Raw genomic sequence first — 18171 nt, forward strand, 5'->3', positions numbered from 1 at the left:
GAGAGCAGTTTAATCTCTCGCTATGAATTTTTATTTGGAGAATATAATGAAAAGAAAAATGAACAAGCAGTCTGGCTTTACGCTTTTAGAGGTGATGGTTGTTGTCGTCATCTTAGGTATTTTAGCGAGCTTTGTTGTTCCTAACCTTTTAGGTAATAAAGAAAAAGCGGACCAACAGAAAGCCATCACTGACATTGTTGCCCTAGAAAATGCACTGGATATGTACAAGCTAGACAACAGCGTTTACCCAAGCACTGACCAAGGTTTGGAAGCGTTAGTTAATAAGCCGTCCAGCCCAGAACCACGCAACTACCGCGATGGTGGTTACATTAAACGTCTGCCTACTGACCCTTGGGGCAATGATTACCAATACCTGAGCCCAGGTGACAACGGCAATATCGATATTTTCACTCTTGGTGCCGATGGCCAAGAAGGCGGTGAAGGTGTCAATGCTGACATCGGTAACTGGAATATTCAGGACTTTCAATAAGGCAGAGGCGGCATAAGCCGCCCTCTTTTTCCCATGCGTCAAAGTTATCCGACTCTTTCTCGAACCGGCTTTACCCTGCTAGAAATCTTACTGGTTCTGGTATTGGTTTCACTCGCTTCGGTTGCAGTGATTTCCACCTTACCGACCAGTTCAAAAGATGTGGCAGAAAAGCAGGCAAAATCCCTTTTTCAGCGCGTTTTGTTGCTGAATGAAGAAGCGATGCTCAGTGGTCGTGATTTCGGTTTACGTGTTGATGAAAAAAAGTCGGCCTACTACCTAATGTCTTTGGAAAGTAAAGGTTGGCAGAAACTCAATATCGACCAAATTCCTTATGAGACAGAGCTGAACGAATCAGTGGCGATCACTCTCACATTAGGTGGAGGGGCGTGGGCAGATGATGATCGCTTGTTTAAGCCGGGCAGTCTGTTTGATGAAGAGATGTTTGCTGAACATAAAGAAGAAAAAAAGCTGCGCCCACCACAGGTGTCTATTGTCTCTAGTGGTGAAGTGACGCCATTTTCTATTGCCATTTATCCCCAGCAAGGTGATGAAGAGCAGGATGCTTGGAAAGTCGTGGCAAAAGAAAATGGCGAAGTGGTGCTATTGGCTCCGGGAGAAAGCGAAGATGAAAGCTAAGCGGGGCATGACACTGTTGGAAGTGTTGGTGGCGCTTGCGATATTCGCAACGGCAGCGATTGCAACCATTCGTTCTGTTAGCCAGCACATTAACACGCTGAATTACTTGGAAGAAAAAACATTCGCGGCGCTGGTTGCTGATAACCAGATGGCGAAAGTCATGCTAGCAGGCAGTAAACCGAGTAAGAAAAAAGGCAAAGAAGAATTGGCAGGGCGAGAATGGTTTTGGTCAGTAGAGCCGGTGGAGACTGCAGGAGATATATTGCAGGCGTTTGATGTCAAGGTTGCCACCAGCGAGAAAAGTTCGCCAGTAGTCACGGTGAGAAGTTATGTGCCGAAATAAGCAGTCAGCTTTCCAAAGCGGTTTTACTTTGATTGAAGTCTTGGTCGCCATTGCTATCTTTGCCAGCTTGAGCGTCGGTGCTTATCAGGTACTCAATCAAGTTCAGCGCAGCAATGCATTGTCGCTTGAGCGAAGTGAACGATTGAAAACACTGCAACGGGCTCTGGTATTTATGGACGGTGATTTTCGCCAGATGGCATTACGTCAAACTCGCACCAATGGTGAAGAATCGAATGGCCTATTGCTGCACTGGAAAGAGTATCTACTTGATTCCGATGCGAAAGGGATCATGTTTACTCGCTTAGGTTGGCACAATCCTCAGCAGCAATTTCCCCGTGGCGAAATCAGCAAGGTAGGTTACCGAATCAAGGATGATGTGCTCGAGCGTGTCTGGTGGCGCTATGCGGATACGCCCGCAGGGCAAGCGGGAATAACGATGCCACTGATCGATAAAGTGGAAAAGTTTAATGTGAAGTTCTTTGACGGCTCAGATTGGAAGAAAGAGTGGGATCAGAAAGCCATGCTGCCTCAGGCTGTGGCCGTTGAACTTGAGCTGGAAGATTACGGAAAAATTGAACGCATTTATATGACAGCGGGTGGTGGCATAGGTGGTGCTGAGGAGAAAAGCAATGACAGCTAAGCGTCCTCAGCGCGGTGTTGCTCTGATTGTAATTTTACTTCTCCTTGCCGTTATGGTCAGTATTGCCGCCAGTATGGCCGACCGTTTGTTCAGCCAGTTTAAGCGCGCTGGCAGCCAAATCAATTATCAACAAGCGTACTGGTATAGCTTGGGGGTTGAAGCACTAGCAAAATATGGAATTGAGCAAAGCTATAAAGACAACGACGACAGTATTAATTTATCGCAGCCTTGGGCTCAAGAGCTGGACAGTATGCCGCTGGACTATGGCACGGTAAGCGGTAAGTTATATGATGCTCAGGCATGTTTTAATATCAATGCGTTGTCTGAGTTGGAGCAAACCGCAGGGTCTGCGCAGTTACCTTTTCTCGTGGAGAAGTTTCAGAACCTACTAGAAGAGCTGCAAGTGGATAATTATGAAGCAGAAACCGTTGCTCAATCGCTGTGGGAATTTGTAGACAGTAATGATTCCGTTAATTCATCGTCTGGTGTCGAAGACAGCCATTACGAGGGGCTGTCTCCCGCTTATTTGAGTGCCAATACCTTGCTGGCTGACAGCAGCGAGCTGCGAGCGGTGAATCAGGTGAGTGGTGAAGTGATGGAAAAAGTCAGCCCAATGATCTGTGCGTTGCCGACCTCGGACTTTCGCCTCAATGTGAACACCATTATGCCGGAACATGCCGCTTTGTTGGCGGCGATGTTCTATCCGAACCTGAGTACATCTCAGGCCAAACAGATTTTGGAAAACCGTGGCCCCGATGGCTGGGCATCAACGGATGACTTTTTCGCTGAATCCGACCTAAGTGGTTTGAGTGAGGATGTTAAAAAGCAAGTCAAAGGTTACTTGAGCGTCGATAGCGTCTATTTCGAGCTGGACGCTGAGGTGCTAGTGGATAAATCCAGGGTGCGAATTCGCAGCCTGTTGTTTAGTAATAATCGAGAAACTGCAACGGTAATACGCCGTCGCTTTGGAGGGATCGGTGAACGAGTTTCTAGTCGTTCGGCTGAGCAAAAGTAAAACAGCAGCGATTCAATGGCTGGTTTGGTCAGAAAGCCAAAAGGAAGTGATAGCGAGCGGCGAACTGCAAGATCATCAGGATTTAGCTGAGCTTGCCAATTACGCTGAAGGGCGTCAGGTCGTTGTGTTGGTGTCAGCCGCTAATTTGGTTCTGACTCAACTAGACGTTCCTGCAGGTGCCAATCGTCAATTTGACTCTATGCTGCCATTTATGTTGGAAGATGATGTGGCTCAGGATGTTGATGAGCTGCACTTTACTGTATTAGCCAAAGAAGCTGGTCAGGCCTATGTCTGTGGGATTGACTATCACTGGTTGGAATCCATCTTGGCAGATATGCAGCAGTTGGGTCTTGTGGTGCGTAAAGTCATGCCAGATGCGTTGGCATTGCCACTTGATGACAACTGCGGTTTGAGTGCGGTGGAGCTTGATGGTCAATGGCTGGTCAAGAAAGGTCGATTTAGTGGAGTGAGTGTTGAACCTGCTTGGCTGCCTCTTCTCGTTCAATCTGATTGGGTAAAGCAGGGGGAAGACTACCTACCACTGCAAGCATTTTCACCATTACCAGAACTGCCTTATGCCGATGGACAAGAATGGCGTAATGAAGAGCCGCAACTAGTGATGCAGTTGCTTGCTGAGCAAGCGGTAAAGAGCAAAACTAATCTGCTGTCTGGTGAGTTCAAGCCTAAATCTTCCTTGGGTCGTCACTTGAAAGTGTGGCGTAAAGCCGCGATTGCTGCAGGTGTATTGATTGCGGTCTTAAGCGTGGATAACTGGCTGCAGATTCAGAGTGCAGAAACACAAGCCAATGCTTATCGTCAGGAAAGTGAGCGTATTTTCCGCCAAATGACGAATAAGAATAAAATTCCGACTGTCACCTATCTCAAGCGCGAAATGGAGCGAGAGGAAAGCAGGCTGTCCGGGGGCGGTAGTGGTGACTCGGTACTTGAGTGGATGGTGAAGATGCCACAAGTGATGAAGCAGGTCCCAGGCCTTAAGCTGACCAGCTTCAAATATGACAGTACTCGTGGCGAAGTAAGGCTTCAAGCGCAAAGCAACGACTTTCAGACATTTGAAAAAGCGCGTGAGCTGATGTCGAGTCAGTTTACGGTTGAGCAAGGGCAACTGAGCAAATCGGGCGCTCTCGTTAATGGCACCTTTGTGCTTAAGCGTTTATAGGGGAGCCGTGATGAAACAGTTAATGACTTCACTGCAAACGTGGTGGATGGGAACGAGCCAGCGTGAACAACGCTTGCTCATTGCGTGTGCTATTTTACTTCTCCTTGGCGTGATTTACTGGGGCGTGCTGCAACCTGTCAGCCAACGAGCAGAAATGGCGACGAACCGAATTCAAAGCGAAAGACAGCTACTGAGTTGGGTGAAAGACAAAGCCGATAATATTAGCCAACTGCGTGCTAAGGGGGGTGTCGCTTCCTCGGATTTGCCGCTTAACCAGTCGATTTCTTCTACGGCAGCTCGTTTTGGTGCTGAATTGGTGCGAGTGCAACCAAGAGGGGAAGAGCTTCAGGTATGGATTCAACCGATGCCGTTTAATCGTTTGGTGGAATGGATGACTTTCCTCAAAGAAAAGCATGCTGTTTCTGCGACCTTTATTGACATTGATAAAGCTGAGCAAGAAGGTATGGTTGAAATCAAGCGCTTACAGTTTGTGAAAGGGTAAGATTAAGTGAGAAAAGTTATTTTACTCAGTCTGGCTTTGATTATGGTGTTTATCACCAGTGCGATAGTCCATATTCCTGCTCAGGTGGTGTTGAGCTATGCACCATTACCACAACAGTTGGTGATCAATGGTGTCTCGGGGACGGTCTGGGAAGGAAGAGCCGCCAGTGTAATTTGGCAAAAACAGAAGCTAGGTGCATTGCATTGGCAACTGGCACCGTTGAAACTGTTAACGGGCAAAGCTGAAGCGCAAGTTCGTTTTGGTCGTGGTAGTGATATGCAGATCACAGGCCGTGGTATCGTGGGATACAGCACTTCTGGGCCTTATGCGGAAAACTTGATTGCGTCTTTGCCGGTTGAAAAAATTCTTGAGTTCACGCCTCCGATGCCGATTCCCGTTGAGCTGACGGGACAGGTCGAACTGAGTATTAAATCTATGGTTTATGCGTTGCCTTACTGCCAAATGGGAGAAGGCTCGCTGGTGTGGAATACCGACAAAGTGGTGACTCCGCTTGATGAGCTGTATGTTGGATCTGTGGTTGTGGACTTTAGCTGTCAGGACAGTTTGATCACATTGAAGGGTGCCCAGAACAGTGAGCAAGTCAGCAGCGCTGCAGAAGTAGTGCTTGAGGCAAACCGTAACTATCAGGCATCAGCTTGGTTTAAGCCGGAAGGGAAATTTCCCAGCTCACTGGCTGAGCAGTTAAAATGGTTACCATCGCCAGATGGAGAAGGGCGCTACCAATTTACCTATCAGGGGCGCCTGTAAACACAGATACATAATAAAAGAGCGGCGTCATGTCGCTCTTTTTACTTGGCTTACTTTCCTTGAGTGGGGAAACTGATTTGGGCGCGTAAACCGCCACCACTGCGATTATTAATGATCACGCTGCCGTTGTGCTGACTGGCAATACGCTTGACAATCGCTAGCCCAAGCCCTGTGCCTTCACTACCTCGCGCGGCATCGCCACGGGTGAAAGGTTCAAACAGCTTCGCTATCTGGCTTTGTTTAATACCTGGGCCGTTATCTTCGACACAAACCCAGACCAGCTTGTTATCAGCGGTGACACCAGTGCTGACTTTGACCCAGCCATTTCCATAACGGATGGCATTAACAACCAGATTACTCACTGCACGCTTGATGGCGATCGGGCTGCCGCTGGTCAATTTTATCGGATGCTGAAGCTCGGTTTCTATTTGGATTTCATAGCCGCCCTCAGAAGTGGCGATATCATTGGCGATTTCATTCAGATCAACGTCGATAAACGATTCTTTATTGACCGGTTTGAGGTAGTCCATAAACTGGCTGATGATTTCATTACACTCTTCTGTGTCGCTGATTATGCCTTCCGCTAAATAACTATCCTCTGGTGACATCATCTCAGTCGCGAGGCGGATGCGTGTCAGTGGTGTCCTTAAATCATGACTGATACCCGCCATCAGTAGTGCACGGTCTTCTTCCAATGCTTGAATACCTTTCGACATTTGGTTAAAGGCTCGGGTGACGGAGCGGATTTCTGATGTGCCTTTTTCTGGTAAGGGGGGAGGGATTTCGCCACGGCCAACGCCTTTAGCCGCCTTTTCCAAGGCGATCAAAGGCCGGTTTTGTAAACGAATGAATAACCAGCCTCCTGCAACGATCAATAATGCCATCACCAAGCTGTTATGAAATAAGGGAGCGAAATCTTCTTCCTGTAATTCAGACAGTGGAATGCGCAGCAGCGAGCCGGGTAGAGAGTCAATTTTCATCCATAGAATGTAGCTGTCGGAACCGAGCATCATGCGCACATCGGTGGCTGAGCCGAGCTCTTTACTCATTTCCTCGCTCATCAAGTCGATACTCACCGCATGGTAGTACTCATCTGCTATTGGGCTGTCATCAGCATGAATGGTTACACCTAATTGTTCCAGCACACGTCGACGTAGAGGGGCATCCATAGGTAGGCCATCTTTAAATGCGGCCGAGTCATCAAGCATCAGGTTGATTTCATGACCGAGGATCTTGTTGAACTGCTGCAGGCTTGGCATCAGTGCATAGTTAAACACGGCGTAATAAGAGTAAACCTGACTGGCAATTAGTAGGGTGAGAAAAATGAAAATAGACTGGGTAAACGAGCTGCGAATACGCATATATTCGACCTTGTGAACGGTGAAAGCAAAGAGTGCGAGACATTGTCTCGCACTCTTATTGAATTAGCTATTAAGCTTCTTTGCCATCTGGCACAAATACGTAGCCTAGCCCCCACACGGTCTGGATATAGCGGGGTTTGCTAGGGTCCACTTCAAGCATACGGCGCAGACGGGAGATTTGAACGTCAATCGAACGCTCCATGGCAGAATATTCACGACCACGAGCCATATTCATCAACTTATCGCGTGACATCGGCTCACGGGCGTTAGTGACCAGCGCTTTCAACACAGCAAACTCACCGGAAGTGAGAGGCATGGCTTCATCTCCACGGAACATCTCACGTGTGCCTAGATTAAGGCTGAATTCACCAAATTCGACAATCGACTCCTCCGCACTCGGTGCCCCAGGCAGCTCTGTGGTTTGGCGACGTAAAACAGCTTTGATGCGAGCAAGTAGCTCACGAGGGTTGAACGGCTTTGGCAAATAGTCATCGGCACCGACTTCTAAGCCGACGATACGATCAATTTCATCCCCTTTGGCGGTGAGCATTAGGATGGGTAATGAGCTATTTGCATTTCTCAGTCGACGGCAAATGGATAGGCCATCTTCACCTGGCAGCATTAAATCAAGCACCATCAAGTGGAAGTTTTCACGGGTTAACAGGCGGTCCATCTGTTCACTGTTAGCAACACTGCGTACTTGGAATCCTTGTTCAGACAAGTAACGCTCTAGCAATGCACGCAGGCGTGCATCGTCATCAACGACTAAGATCTTGTGATTTTCTTGCATGTAATGATTCCACCTATTAAATAAGCTTAGCGCTTTGACAGAGCCGCTGTTCAGCCCTTTTTTCACAAGTCAGAATGTAACATTGTTCTGAGGAAAGTGGCGCAAAGAATTGTTAACGATTATTACCTTTTTCACTCCTTTTTAGCTAATGTATACGCCATATTCAATTCACTAGCGTCAGAAATATGAAAACAAACCTAATCACACGCGAAGGCTTTGATCGACTTAAAGAAGAACTCGATTTTTTATGGAAAGAAGAACGCCCAGAGGTGACTAAAAAAGTGACGTGGGCGGCGAGCTTAGGTGATCGATCTGAGAATGCGGATTATCAATATAACAAGAAGCGTCTACGTGAAATTGACCGTCGTGTGCGCTATCTACGCAAACGCTTAGAGCAGGTAAAAGTGGTGGATTATGCGCCGCAGCAGGAAGGTAAAGTGTTTTTTGGGGCGTGGGTTGAAGTAGAAAATGAAGCGGGAGATGTAAAGAAATTTCGTATTGTTGGTCCGGATGAGATTTACGGTGATGCCAAGGATTACATTTCGATTGATTCCCCGATGGCTCGAGCGTTATTAAAAAAAGAAGTTGATGATGAATTCAGTGTCAGGACGCCAGAAGGCGAGAAAGAGTGGTTTGTGAACAGTATCCGCTACTCAGAATGACACCAGTGCCGCGCTGGTGAGCGCGGCACTGAGTTACTATTTTTCGTAGTCAGGTTTATCCGTCACGATATAGGCTTGGTCACTGCTGACGATCGCTCCGTATTTGAGAAAGTTCTCTCCTAAAATCATGCTGTAATGGAAACGGCCTCTATCTTGCAAATTGACGCGAATCGTTTGGTCTATCTCTCCTAGTCTGACTCGCATCTCGACCACAGGGCGAACGTTGTCTTTCTCGCCTTTCTTGGCTTTAATTCTCATCACATCGACCACTTCCCGTGTGAACTCCTGTTTCATGCCGACATCATTTTCGTAAGTGAAAGTGACCATATCTTTGCCGTTTTTCTGAAATTGTTTGATGTTTTGTGCGTTTATCGAGCTGACATCAGCGCCAGTATCGAGTTTGACGGGAAACGACAACTCTTCCACTTGGGCAACTTCGATGTACCCTGCTTTGAACAACGGGTGCGGTGTGAGTAGGTTTTCAGTTCTGGTATTTAACAGCACACCATTTTTAGCCATGCTATGCCCCATGACGAAGAAGGGTTGAGCATCGCCTTTCCCTAGTTTGTCGATAGCGAACTCCAGTTCGCGTTTTTTGTCCCCTAACTCGAATACGCCTTCGACAACCGGACGAACGGATTTACCAACTTTGAGTTTACGCAGGACACGCTTAGTCACCGTTTTCATTTCACCTTGGCTGTTTTCAAGAGTGAAACTGACCTGCTCTTTGCTATTTTTATTACTTAGCTTGAACTCTGTAACTCTCAGAAGCGGTGTTTTGACGACAAAGCTCGGATGAGCAGGGAGCTGGTAATCTTGATCTATGGTGATGGTTTCCTTTGGTGAGATCACCAAAGGGTCTGATTTAAGAGCGCTTTTAAAGCTGGTGTCAGCGTCTTGGAGAAGGTTTTCTTTCTCGGTGTTGATCACAAAGTGTTCGCTGGCCACATCGCGCCCGAGGCTAATCTGGCTGTCTAAATGGCCGCGATCACGAAGATAAACCAGCCAGTGTTGAGTTTGGTCTTGATTAAGTTTGACGGGTAAGTACACCAGAGGGCGCTCAGCTTCGCTTGTTTTCAAAGTGCGAATCAGAGGCAATGTCATGGCTTTTCTCTCACCGTTCTCTCCCTCCAGTTTGAATGAAACTAAGTTGTTCTTCTTATCGATGTTGACATCCAGTGCATGAGCATTGGAGTAGCGGCTGGTGGTTGCTACGCTGACCTTATAAGGTAGGCCATCGACTTGCACCGTTTCTTTCTTGCCGATTACCTGAGCGTGAGGTTGTTCTTGCAGATAGTCATACCCAGCCATGACCCAGGCATTGTCTTCTAGGAAGGTTTTACCAATCAGAATCGGTGCGGAAAATTGACTGCGTTTGGTGAGATTGATCATGGCCTCGACTGTTCGTCCGCCGATGGTCAAAGGCATCTTGACCGCCGGACGGAGAATTGGCTTTTTGCTGGTTCGACTGCGAATAATGCTGATGCGTTCTAGATCATCTTTAATATTAATATTTTCACCTGTGTATGGGTGACGGATGGTGAAGGCAATGGTGACCTGATAAGACAAATAGGTTTCCGTTGTACGTTTGAGTTTCTTCTTACGTCGGTCGTTAACTACCGCCCACAGCAGATCGTTGTCGGTCAGGTGTTTAAAGTCAGGGTGTGTGCTGGATAGATGAATGTTTTCGGCGTGAATCGAGGTGGTATCGGCACCAGTATCGATCTTACCCATAAAAGGAACATCTTTTAGCTCTGGAATATCGTTGTAGTAGACGTTTTCTATGCGGCCTAGAATCAGATCGTTATCCACCTGATAAGCTGGTTGCTGTGTGGTGGCTGAAAGGGACTCTGACCAAGCGTGTGGAGTGGTCAACAGAACGCTGGTTAACGTCAAAAATAAAGAGAGCTTTTTCATGCAATAGTTTCCAAACAAATCAAGGTATCGATATAAGTAAACGATTTCACGTAAATATAACTGACTTAAATATAATGAATAAATGCACAATGCGACTGCAGTTTTGACACAAATGTGCACCGTGTCTATCAAGGAACGGTGATTTTTTCAGGGTAAGATTAAAAACATTGCAAAATCGATGAATTGCCCCAATGTCTAGGGCTGAAATACTCCTTCACATTATAGAATTAAGAGAATCCACGGATGAGCCAAGCTATCTGTCAAATGATTGCTCAAGAACTGAATGTTCGAACTGAGCAAGTTACCGCTGCTGTTAATCTGATCGATGATGGTAATACGGTGCCATTCATTGCCCGTTACCGTAAAGAAGTGACAGGTGGTCTGGACGATACCCAATTACGTAATCTCGACAGCCGTTTAGCGTATCTGCGTGAACTAGATGATCGTCGTCAGACGATTCTGAAATCCATTCAGGAACAAGGCAAACTGACGGCTGAGCTTGAAACGGAAATCAATCAAGCGGATAGCAAAACTCGCCTTGAAGACTTGTATCTGCCATACAAACCTAAGCGTCGCACCAAAGGCCAGATTGCGATTGAAGCTGGCTTGGAGCCGCTGGCGGACAAACTGTGGAACGAACCGCAAACGGATCCCGAACAGGAAGCAACGCATTACATTGATGCTGAAAAAGGGGTTGCTGATGTAAAAGCGGCTCTTGATGGTGCGCGTGCCATTGTTATGGAGCGGATTGCTGAAGACGCTAACTTGCTAGAGAAAATTCGTCTTCATCTGAACCGTAATGCAGAGATTATGTCTCGTGTTGTGGAAGGTAAGGAGCGAGAGGGTGAAAAGTTCAAAGACTATTTTGAGCATAATGAAGCACTGAGCAAGGTGCCTTCACACCGCGCACTTGCAATGTTGCGTGGGCGAAATGAAGGCTTTCTGACATTGGCGATGAATGCTGACCCTGATCAAGAAGAGGGGGCGCGTCAATCGTATTGCGAAATCCTGATCGCGGACCATTACGGTATCTCGCTGAGTCAGGCGCCTGCTGATGGTTGGCGTAAGCAAGTGATCAGTTGGGTGTGGCGCATCAAAGTTTCGATGCACATGGAAACCGAGTTGATGGGCGCGATGAAAGAGCGGGCTGAAATTGAAGCGATTGAGGTGTTTGCCACGAACTTGAAAGATTTGTTGATGGCGGCACCGGCTGGCCCTCGTGCCACATTGGGGCTCGATCCTGGTCTGAGAACAGGCTCAAAGATCGCGGTTGTAGACTCAACAGGTAAGGTACTGGCAACCGAGACAATTTATCCTCACCCACCACAGAACCAGTACGATAAGTCGGCACAAGTGGTGGCGAAACTGGTGCAACAGTTCAATGTGGACCTTATTGCTATTGGTAATGGTACCGCCTCACGTGAAACCGACAGCTTCGTCGCCGATCTGATAAAGCGTAACAACCTAAAAGTGCAGAAGATCATGGTGAGTGAAGCGGGGGCATCGGTTTATTCCGCTTCTGAATTGGCCGCGAAAGAGTTTCCACATCTTGACGTGTCATTGCGCGGCGCAGTCTCCATTGCTCGTCGTCTGCAAGATCCTCTCGCGGAGCTAGTGAAAATTGACCCTAAATCGATTGGTGTTGGCCAATATCAACATGATGTCAGCCAGTCAATGTTGGCTAAGCGCTTGGATGCCGTGGTTGAGGATTGTGTAAACGCCGTGGGTGTGGATGTGAACACGGCATCCCCTGCTTTGCTGACTCGTGTTGCTGGCTTATCGAGTACCCTTGCTCAAAATATCGTTGATTACCGCGATGAACATGGCCGCTTTGAAGCGCGAACCACATTGAAGAAGGTGGCACGCCTTGGGCCTAAGGCATTCGAACAATGTGCCGGATTCCTACGTATCATGGATGGTAAAAACCCGCTAGATGCGTCATCCGTTCATCCAGAAGCTTACCCAGTGGTAAAAGCGATAGCGGAGAAAAACAGCAAAGACGTTCGTGCTTTGATTGGTGATACTCAGTTCTTACGCGGGCTTCATGCGGTCGATTATACTGATGATAACTTCGGTGTTCCGACGGTCAGTGACATTATTAAAGAGCTAGATAAACCGGGGCGGGATCCTCGTCCAGAATTCAAAACCGCGACATTTGCCGATGGGGTGAATCAAGTGTCAGATCTTGAGCCAGGTATGGTATTGGAAGGAGTGGTTTCTAACGTGGCCAACTTTGGCGCTTTCGTTGACATTGGTGTGCATCAGGATGGCTTAGTGCATATTTCAGCATTGACGGATCGCTTTGTATCGGATCCTCGCGAAGTAGTGAAAGCCGGTGATATCGTGAAAGTGAAAGTGATGGAAGTGGATATCCAGCGTAAACGTATCGGTTTGTCGATGCGCCTTACCGATGAGCCAGGTCAGGATAATCGCTCGCAACGCTCTTCAGATACTCGCGCTCAGCAGCGTCAAAGCCATGGTAGCAAAGGTGCTCAACGACGTCGTGATGAACCTGCTAATGGGGCGATGGGCGGGGCATTTGCTGCTGCCTTTGCCAAAGCGAAAAAATAACCCCTAGAAAGACAAATCCCCGCCATCGCGGGGATTTTTTTCGGCATTTCCTAATCATTTGGCTTAGGAACTACAACACCGCAATGACATCTGAAGGTGTATTGGGTGCAACCGCATCACCATAGTGAAACTTAATCACAGTTCTGCGTTTGGCCATTTTGCCTTCAGTTATCGCCGCATCGATTATGTGCCTAGGTAACCGAAAGCGCATTGCGTAGCCTTTGCCCTGATCTTCGCTGTAGCTATCCAGAGCAATCAGCTGGAAAATCCGTTCGAGTGTATCTTTAGGATCTTCCTGATAAGTAGCTTTGACTTCTTCTTGTTCACCGGTTTCATAGCTTGGATGCTCTGCCGGATCCCAAGAGGATTGCCTTCGCCTTTTATCATCGGCTTTAACTTTACGTTCAGCGTTACTTTTGGTTAATGCCACTGTTGGAGTGACGGGTTCGCGAACTTTATTGTCTCGAGCTGCCTGCTCCGTTTGCACATTAACCGATGGGGCGATCAGCGGTACACTTACATTGGTAGGTGATACGATCATTTAAACCTCCTCACGCCCAGCCAGAAAATGCAATAAAACAGCGTTTTCTTAGCTCGATTATTTATCGGCCTTGATAGTCAAAATTTTAGCGTATTAGGCAAAATAATTTCTATTTGCTGACTGAAAAGCGAATAACTTGCTGACAAAACTCGCTAAATTCGGTCATGAAAGGGGCGTGAGAAGAGGCGTCAAACATATAGCTTTCACTGCCGGGCATGAGGTTATCGACTTCAGCGGCGACTTTAGCTGGAACTAAGCCATCAAGGCGTCCGTAGAGGCGCAGAGTCGGTGTAGAAATCTCCGTGAGTGCTTGGCGGTAATCGATATCGGCTAGTAATTGCAGACCTGACAGCAAAGATTGAGGGTTCGGTTCAGGGCGAGATAATACCGCTTGCTTGAGACTTTTGACATCCTGACGCGCAGAGGGGCTCCCCATAGCTTGCAAGGCCATAAAGCGTTCAACCGTCACGCGAAAGTCTTCGACCAATTGCTCGGTGAATGCACTCAGGACTTGAGGCTGTATGCCGCGCCAGCGTCTTTCAGCGGAAAACTTTGGTGAACTGGCCACGGTGATCAGTTTGGCGATCCGTTCTGGGTGGTGAATCGCGATATGCGTTGCCACCAAGCCACCCAAAGACCAGCCTAGCCAAATCGCCTTGTCCGGTGCGTTTTGCAACACTTGCTGCGCGAGCTCTTCCATCGTGTCGAAGTGTAATTGATGGCTATGGCCAAAGCCCGGTAGGTCAACGACGTGCACACGAAAATGCTGGCTTAATTGCTCAACGGCTTGATGCCAGACCGCACCATTCATACCCCAGCCATGAACCAAGACCAAATCCTCACCCTGACCGGTGGAGTGCCAGTAAGGCGTTTCTGGTTTGATCTCATTGTGTGCCACGTTTTTCATCCTTTACACCCGAGCTAAAGCGATAAGCTGATTGCTAAATTCGTTGATACTTGGCCCCTATGTTAACTGATTGGATTAAGAAACACACAACCTACCTGTTTCCGAGTCATTGTGAACTGTGCCATATGGTGATAGAGCCTGAGGCCTTTCATCCTCAATTTTGTGTCACTTGTCAGCTGAGGTTTGCGCCAACAACACGTTGTCGTCGTTGCGGCTTAGTGACGCCAGATGCGACTGAGATGTGCGGAGAGTGTTTAGTTTCACCGCCATTATGGATGCGCTTGTATTGTGTTGGAGACTATCAGCCCCCTTTGTCGAGTTATGTTCATCGCCTTAAATATGAAGGGCAGTATTGGCAGGCAAAAACTTTGTCTGGGCTCTTGGCTCCGCGAATCGACACCCGACCAGACTTGATCACTTTTGTGCCTGTGCATTGGCGCCGTTATTGCTATCGAGGCTATAACCAAAGTGAGCATTTGGCGTGGCAGATCAGCCGAGAGTTAGCTATTCCTTGTGATGCGGTGTTTAAAAAAGTGCGTTCAACACCAAGACAGCAAGGGATGGATAAGAAGCAACGTAGGAACAATGTGCGTCAGGCTTTTTGCCTAACTAAGGCAATCGAGGTAGAGCATATTGCTATTGTCGATGATGTGTTAACCACAGGGAGCACCGTACATCAATTATGTAAATTATTGCTTGGTAACGGGGTAAAAACCGTTGATATTTATTGTATTTGCCGCACTCCTGAACCGTCGAACCGTTAAAGTGACGGTGATTTGATCTAAAAGGCTAGATCTTGAGGAAATCAGGAGTAAAATGGTGCTTAAATAGCCTACAAATTTACTCAGGTATTCGTCGTGTCAAATCCTATTACTATTACAGAAAATGCTCAAAAACACTTTGCTAACCTTTTGAGCCAGCAGCCAGAAGAGACAAACATCCGCGTATTCGTTGTGAACCCAGGAACGCAAAATGCAGAGTGTGGCGTTTCTTACTGTCCTCCTGAAGCTATTGAAGCTACAGATACGGAGTTTCAGTACGAGGGATTTTCGGCTTATGTTGATGAGCTAAGTTTGCCATTTCTAGAAGATGCTGAAATCGACTTCGTGACGGATAAAATGGGCTCTCAACTGACGCTGAAAGCGCCTAATGCAAAAATGCGTAAAGTGTCTGACGATGCGCCTTTAGTCGAGCGTGTTGAATATGCGATTCAAACACAGGTAAATCCTCAGTTAGCGGGTCACGGTGGTCATGTCAATCTGGTAGAAATTACCGATGACGGCGTTGCGATTGTTGCCTTTGGTGGTGGTTGTAATGGTTGCTCAATGGTGGATGTGACGCTAAAAGAAGGCATTGAAAAAGAGCTGCTACAACAGTTTGAAGGTGAATTGTCTGCGGTTCGTGATGCAACAGAGCACGACCGTGGTGAGCACTCTTATTACTGATCATGACTTAAGTCTTTGATTTAACCATATGCAATACAAGGGGTTGACGAGAGAGTCAGCCCTTTTTTTGTTTTCAAACATAGTAATTTTCTCATATATTAATGGCTTCCCCCATGGCTAAGGAGTCAGCAAGTGGCTAAACGGAATCCACCAGAAATTCTGGCAAAACAAACAGTAGCTCGATCCAAGTTATTTGCTGTTGAGGCACTCGACTTACGCTTTAGCAATGGCGTCGAACGTACTTATGAACGCATGAAGCCGAGTGGGCGCAATGCAGTAATGATGGTACCTGTGACAGCTGAAGGAGACATATTACTGGTTCGTGAGTATGCGGCGGGCACAGAGCGTTATGAGCTGGGTTTTCCTAAAGGTTTGATTGATGCTGGAGAGTCGCCAGTTGAAGCGGCAGATCGTGAGTTGAAGGAAGAAATTGGTTTAGGTACTCATAAGCTGACACCCTTGAAAGAGGTTGTGCTTGCCCCTTCTTATTTCTCAAGCAAAATGACTCTGTTTATCGCAGAAGAACTATACTCAGAACAATTAGAAGGGGATGAACCAGAACCTCTAGAAGTGATTCGCTGGCCACTTGCTCAAGCTGAAGAGCTTCTGACTCACCTCGATTTTTGTGAGGCGCGCAGTATTACCGCGCTGATGCTGGCTCTACGTATCTTAAAACCATAATCAATGTAGAGCGTGAAGGATTGACTATGCCAATGACAGACGACCTTTCTCACCATTTGCCTGCCGTGATTGCCATTGCTCGCTCGGCAGGTCAGTTAATTCTCGATATCTACGAGAAAAAAGAATATCAAGCCTATACCAAAAGTGACGAAACACCAGTAACCAGTGCAGATATAGCTGCACATAAACTGATCATGGAAAAGCTTTCTGAGCTTACCCCTGATATTCCCATCCTGTCCGAAGAAGACGCGGAGATAAGCCTTGATAAACGCTCTCAATGGGACCGTTATTGGTTGGTTGACCCGTTAGATGGGACACAAGAATTTATCGCTCGTAGCGGTGACTTTGCGACGATTATCGCCTTGGTCGAGAATAACCAGCCTATTATGGGAGTGGTGTACGGTCCAGTGTCTGGTGTGACTTACTACGCATACAAGAACAAAGGCGCGTGGAAAATACCCGATATGGATGAAAGCGTTCGGATCTCATCCCACAACCATGATGGCCGAGCGCATCCGATTGCGATTGCCATTAGCCGCCGTCAAGATATCAACCGTATTACCAGCCGCATGAGCAGTGGTTGGAACTATGATTTAGTACCACTCGGCTCAGCAGCACTGAAAGCTTGCTTAGTGGCAGAAGGTGCGGTGGATTGTTACCTTCGCCTTGGCCCGACTGGTGAGTGGGACACTGCGGCAACGCAATGTATCGTTGAAGAAGCGGGTGGCCGTATTTTGAGTACGCAGCTTGAACCTTTGTCTTACAATGAGCGCGAAACATTGGAAAACCCTAATTTCATCGTGCTCGGTGATGAAGTGTTACCTTGGGATGAAATTCTTCAAGTTAAAGACTAGCGTCACAAGGGCGCTTAACGTCCGTGCTTGATGAAAGAAGGGCTGGTGTGAATACATCAGCCCTTCTTTGTACGTGCAGAAAAAGAGCCAGTTTGGTGGCAGTTAGCGACTCGGGTCACTGCGGCACAACCAGCTCTCTAGCGATATTTTAGATACCATATTCAGCGCGATAAGCTTTAACAGCTTCAAGGTGTTCCGTCGCATTACCTTTTTCTTCAAGGTAAGTCACCAAGTCACCTAGGCTAACAATCGAAATCACAGCACAACCAAAGTCACGCTCGACTTCTTGAATCGCAGACAGCTCACCCTTGCCCTTCTCTTGGCGGTCGATTGCCACTAAAACACCCGCTAGGTCAGCACCATTGGCTTTAATGATTTCCATTGATTCGCGGATTGCCGTGCCAGCAGTGATCACATCATCTACCAGCATGATGCGCCCCTCAAGTGCACTACCGACTAAGTTACCGCCTTCGCCATGGTCTTTCGCTTCTTTACGGTTGAAGCAGTATGGCGTGTCGATATCATGATGATCGGCCAAGGCTACGGCTGTTGTCGTCGCAATTGGGATGCCTTTGTACGCTGGGCCAAATAGCACATCGAACTCAATTGCAGAATCCGCCAGTGCCGCTGCGTAAAAACGACCGAGACGCGCTAGGTCACGACCAGTATTGAAAAGACCAGCGTTAAAGAAGTACGGGCTCTTACGGCCAGATTTTAAAGTAAATTCGCCAAATTTTAGGACTTCTTTCTCTAATGCAAACTCAATAAATTCACGCTGGTATGCTTTCATCACTTTCTCTCTAAATAAAAGGTCTAGTTGTCTAGACGGTTTATAAACACTAATGAACTATCTCCTAAAGAAATGGAGATA

At 47.4% G+C, this 18171-nt stretch carries 20 protein-coding genes; 14 read left to right on the top strand and 6 right to left on the bottom strand.

All coding sequences use genetic code 11. From position 1 onward, the window contains the following. The first annotated feature begins 46 nt into the window (after window positions 1-46). Genes gspG through L1D15_RS13585 form a run of 8 tightly spaced genes read left to right on the top strand, consistent with a single transcriptional unit; the run spans window position 47 to window position 5571 of the window. Complete coding sequence (gene gspG / locus L1D15_RS13550; RefSeq protein WP_239837880.1) at window positions 47-490, top strand: type II secretion system major pseudopilin GspG; 444 nt, start codon at window positions 47-49, stop codon at window positions 488-490. A 33-nt stretch (window positions 491-523) separates the two neighbouring features. Beyond that, the gene (gene gspH, locus L1D15_RS13555) at window positions 524-1126 is read left to right on the top strand and encodes a type II secretion system minor pseudopilin GspH (protein WP_239876115.1); all 603 of its coding nucleotides are present in this window, start codon (window positions 524-526) and stop codon (window positions 1124-1126) included. Then, window positions 1116-1469: a type II secretion system minor pseudopilin GspI gene (gene gspI, locus L1D15_RS13560; protein ID WP_239837882.1), complete on the top strand. Its 354-nt coding sequence runs from the start codon at window positions 1116-1118 to the stop codon at window positions 1467-1469. Before gspH ends, gspI begins: the two co-directional genes overlap by 11 nt. Continuing rightward, a complete protein-coding gene (gspJ, locus tag L1D15_RS13565; RefSeq protein WP_239876116.1) occupies window positions 1456-2109 on the top strand; it encodes a type II secretion system minor pseudopilin GspJ in 654 nt (217 codons plus the stop codon). The genes gspI and gspJ overlap by 14 nt, the downstream gene beginning before the upstream one ends. Beyond that, complete coding sequence (gene gspK, locus L1D15_RS13570) at window positions 2099-3124, top strand: type II secretion system minor pseudopilin GspK (protein ID WP_239876117.1); 1026 nt, start codon at window positions 2099-2101, stop codon at window positions 3122-3124. The genes gspJ and gspK overlap by 11 nt, the downstream gene beginning before the upstream one ends. Beyond that, entirely contained in the window at window positions 3087-4301 is a 1215-nt protein-coding gene (gene gspL / locus L1D15_RS13575; protein WP_239876118.1) for a type II secretion system protein GspL, read from the top strand. Before gspK ends, gspL begins: the two co-directional genes overlap by 38 nt. 10 nt (window positions 4302-4311) lie before the next feature. Continuing rightward, window positions 4312-4803 (top strand): type II secretion system protein M, encoded by a 492-nt coding sequence (locus tag L1D15_RS13580; RefSeq protein WP_239871765.1) that lies wholly within the window; start codon window positions 4312-4314, stop codon window positions 4801-4803. A gap of 6 nt (window positions 4804-4809) precedes the next feature. After that, window positions 4810-5571, top strand: coding sequence for a type II secretion system protein N (locus L1D15_RS13585; protein ID WP_239876119.1), 762 nt, complete (start codon window positions 4810-4812; stop codon window positions 5569-5571). A 50-nt stretch (window positions 5572-5621) separates the two neighbouring features. On the opposite strand, the gene envZ is transcribed toward L1D15_RS13585, so the two are convergent. Both envZ and ompR read right to left on the bottom strand, forming a co-directional pair. Further along, window positions 5622-6932 (bottom strand): two-component system sensor histidine kinase EnvZ, encoded by a 1311-nt coding sequence (gene envZ / locus L1D15_RS13590; protein ID WP_239837888.1) that lies wholly within the window; start codon window positions 6930-6932, stop codon window positions 5622-5624. Window positions 6933-7002: 70 nt separating this feature from the next. Further along, complete coding sequence (gene ompR / locus L1D15_RS13595) at window positions 7003-7722, bottom strand: two-component system response regulator OmpR (protein ID WP_239837889.1); 720 nt, start codon at window positions 7720-7722, stop codon at window positions 7003-7005. A 185-nt stretch (window positions 7723-7907) separates the two neighbouring features. Between ompR and greB the strand changes: the two genes are divergently transcribed. Then, a complete protein-coding gene (gene greB, locus L1D15_RS13600; protein ID WP_239876120.1) occupies window positions 7908-8384 on the top strand; it encodes a transcription elongation factor GreB in 477 nt (158 codons plus the stop codon). A 36-nt stretch (window positions 8385-8420) separates the two neighbouring features. On the opposite strand, the gene L1D15_RS13605 is transcribed toward greB, so the two are convergent. Beyond that, a complete protein-coding gene (locus tag L1D15_RS13605) occupies window positions 8421-10301 on the bottom strand; it encodes a RimK/LysX family protein (RefSeq protein WP_239876121.1) in 1881 nt (626 codons plus the stop codon). 243 nt (window positions 10302-10544) lie between these two features. On the opposite strand from L1D15_RS13605, the gene L1D15_RS13610 reads away from it, so the two are divergent. Further along, the gene (locus tag L1D15_RS13610; RefSeq protein WP_239876122.1) at window positions 10545-12872 is read left to right on the top strand and encodes a Tex family protein; all 2328 of its coding nucleotides are present in this window, start codon (window positions 10545-10547) and stop codon (window positions 12870-12872) included. Between the two features lie 70 nt (window positions 12873-12942). Here the strand turns inward: L1D15_RS13610 and L1D15_RS13615 are convergent, their stop codons facing one another. Together L1D15_RS13615 and bioH are read right to left on the bottom strand one after the other, a co-directional pair. Then, window positions 12943-13413, bottom strand: a complete 471-nt coding sequence (locus L1D15_RS13615; protein WP_239867158.1) for an ATP-dependent Lon protease — start codon at window positions 13411-13413, stop codon at window positions 12943-12945. 109 nt (window positions 13414-13522) lie between these two features. After that, entirely contained in the window at window positions 13523-14320 is a 798-nt protein-coding gene (bioH, locus tag L1D15_RS13620) for a pimeloyl-ACP methyl ester esterase BioH (protein ID WP_239876123.1), read from the bottom strand. 59 nt (window positions 14321-14379) lie between these two features. On the opposite strand from bioH, the gene L1D15_RS13625 reads away from it, so the two are divergent. The 4 genes from L1D15_RS13625 to cysQ all read left to right on the top strand — a co-directional run bounded on the left by L1D15_RS13625 (window position 14380) and on the right by cysQ (window position 17300). Then, on the top strand, window positions 14380-15084 hold the full coding sequence (locus L1D15_RS13625; protein WP_239876124.1) for a phosphoribosyltransferase family protein: 705 nt from the start codon (window positions 14380-14382) through the stop codon (window positions 15082-15084). 93 nt (window positions 15085-15177) lie between these two features. Next, window positions 15178-15765, top strand: coding sequence for a Fe-S biogenesis protein NfuA (nfuA, locus tag L1D15_RS13630; RefSeq protein WP_239837896.1), 588 nt, complete (start codon window positions 15178-15180; stop codon window positions 15763-15765). A 132-nt stretch (window positions 15766-15897) separates the two neighbouring features. After that, the gene (gene nudE / locus L1D15_RS13635) at window positions 15898-16446 is read left to right on the top strand and encodes an ADP compounds hydrolase NudE (RefSeq protein ID WP_239837897.1); all 549 of its coding nucleotides are present in this window, start codon (window positions 15898-15900) and stop codon (window positions 16444-16446) included. A 26-nt stretch (window positions 16447-16472) separates the two neighbouring features. Next, window positions 16473-17300, top strand: a complete 828-nt coding sequence (gene cysQ, locus L1D15_RS13640; RefSeq protein WP_239867152.1) for a 3'(2'),5'-bisphosphate nucleotidase CysQ — start codon at window positions 16473-16475, stop codon at window positions 17298-17300. 148 nt (window positions 17301-17448) lie between these two features. Here the strand turns inward: cysQ and pyrE are convergent, their stop codons facing one another. Then, window positions 17449-18090, bottom strand: coding sequence for an orotate phosphoribosyltransferase (pyrE, locus tag L1D15_RS13645; protein ID WP_239837899.1), 642 nt, complete (start codon window positions 18088-18090; stop codon window positions 17449-17451). Between the last annotated feature and the right edge of the window lie 81 nt (window positions 18091-18171).

It is taken from the genome of Vibrio sp. Isolate25 (genome assembly GCF_022398025.1).
In the GTDB taxonomy this organism is placed as follows: domain Bacteria; phylum Pseudomonadota; class Gammaproteobacteria; order Enterobacterales; family Vibrionaceae; genus Vibrio; species Vibrio coralliilyticus_A.